Genomic DNA, 1,928 nt, shown 5'->3' on the forward strand with positions numbered 1-1,928 from the left:
CCAGAAGAGCCTGCCCAACATGGGCGACGACGGCCTGTACGCACGCATGCGTCGCTGGACTTCGGGCAACTCGCTTGGCTGGGTGTTCGATAATCCGGTCGATACCGTGGACCTGAGCAAGGCCAACATCATCGGTTTCGACTACACCGACATCATCGACAACCCTGAAGTGCGCGTGCCGGTCATCAACTACCTGCTGCACCGCTTGGAGTCGCTGATCGACGGTCGTCCGTTGATCTACGTGATGGACGAATTCTGGAAGATTCTGGACGGTGAGGGTGGCCTGAAGGAATTCGCCAAGAACAAGCAGAAGACCATCCGTAAGCAGAATGGTATGGGTATCTTCGCGACGCAGAGCCCGGAGGACGCGCTGAAGAGCGATATCTCCGCAGCGTTGATCGAGCAGACCGCCACGTTGATCCTGCTTCCGAACCCGAACGCCAGCAAGAGCGACTACATGGATGGCCTGAAGCTGACCGAGGCCGAGTTCAAGGTGGTCACCGCGTTGGACGAACGTTCGCGCTGCTTCCTGGTCAAGCAGGGTCATGCGTCCAGTGTGTGCCAGCTCAACCTGCGCGGCATGGACGACATCCTGTCGGTGATCTCGGCGTCCACCGACAATATCGACATCATGCATCGCGTGCTGCAGACAGCGGCCGTTCGTGCACGAGTAACCGTAGATGAGCTTACGCCGGAACAGTGGCTGGAAGATTTCTACAAGAATCGTAAGGGCTCCGGAAAGTCCGCATCCAACAATAAGGAGGTTGCAGCATGACTGTCGCAACGGACGTGAACGCAGCAAGCCCCTTGAATTCGATGGAGAAGAACATGAAAACCATTGCCCGTATTGACAAAACGCCAATCGCAGTTTCACGGCTCCGCTCCACAGCAATGGCGATTTCTCTTGCCGCAATGCTCAGCTTTCCTGTGAAGGGTTACACCATCCCGGTGGTGGAGGTCGGCTTGAATACGGTCAACAGTACGCTGACTGAGTTCAATACCCTCACCAGCCAGGCGCAGGCATTCGCTGAATATGGTACGCAGGCGCAACGGTTTATTGATACAACGCAGAACTGGGCGCAGAAGCTGGCGAAATACAACCAGATCATCGCGTCACCTCTCATGCCGAGGGGAGTAACGCTGAAGCCGGTGCCGCTTGAGTGGAATGTCGCAGAGCGATGCGGAGCAGGCTCCATCATGAGTCTCAGCGGCATTTTGACTGCTTTGGACTTGAGTCCTGGGGGGGACATCATCTCCCAGCAGCGCAATATCTGTGCGTCCATTCAGGTTCTTGAAAACCAGAAATACAACGAAACCGTGGAGGTCGTGCAGAAAACCATGCCTGACATGCGCGCGGTGCTGGACAAGATCAAGGATATTCGCGACCTGTGGAGTGGGGAAGGCGCAATGGCAGAAGCCTCTGCGAATGCGGTCGTTTCTGACGCATATATGCAGGCGGATTTTGCAACCTGGGAAAAAAAGACTGAGGGGTATGACAGGCAGATCCAGGCGCTGACCAAGATGCAGCAGATTCTTGCCCAACGTGCGTTGAAGGGCACTGGCCAGTCGCCATTGGGTACCGTGGTGAAGGCCGCGGCACTGAAGGCAGCGCTCTCAAATTAATTAGACGCTGCTCCAGTCGAGCTGCAAACAAATTCTAGGTGAGGTTATGGATCTTGGGCTGATGGATGGCGTGTCTGGGCAAGGGTTGCACATGTTGCAGAATTTGCACGTGTCATCCTCGATTGGCGACTTTGTGTTCTTCCGGCTTATCCTTGATTACCTGCACAAAGAAATCGCAGAGTATGGTGTCAAGCTGCTTGGCCGGATGATGGCGTGGGTGGGCGGCATTGCGCTCACCCTCATGACTCTTTGGGTGCTTATCCAAGGGTTTCGGATCGCCACCGGACGCAGTCGCGATTCCATGA

1 protein-coding gene and 2 pseudogenes are annotated in these 1,928 nt (G+C 55.6%); all 3 read left to right on the forward strand.

From position 1 onward, the window contains the following. Positions 1-775 (forward strand): annotated as a pseudogene (locus DBR20_RS09895) (VirB4 family type IV secretion/conjugal transfer ATPase); the annotation flags it as partial. Continuing rightward, complete coding sequence (locus DBR20_RS09900; protein WP_108266052.1) at positions 772-1,623, forward strand: hypothetical protein; 852 nt, start codon at positions 772-774, stop codon at positions 1,621-1,623. The pseudogene DBR20_RS09895 and the gene DBR20_RS09900, both read left to right, overlap by 4 nt. A gap of 61 nt (positions 1,624-1,684) precedes the next feature. Next, positions 1,685-1,928: pseudogene (locus tag DBR20_RS09905) on the forward strand (type VI secretion protein); the annotation flags it as partial.

Source organism: Stenotrophomonas sp. HMWF023 (assembly GCF_003060985.1).
Classification (GTDB): Bacteria; Pseudomonadota; Gammaproteobacteria; order Xanthomonadales; family Xanthomonadaceae; genus Stenotrophomonas; species Stenotrophomonas lactitubi.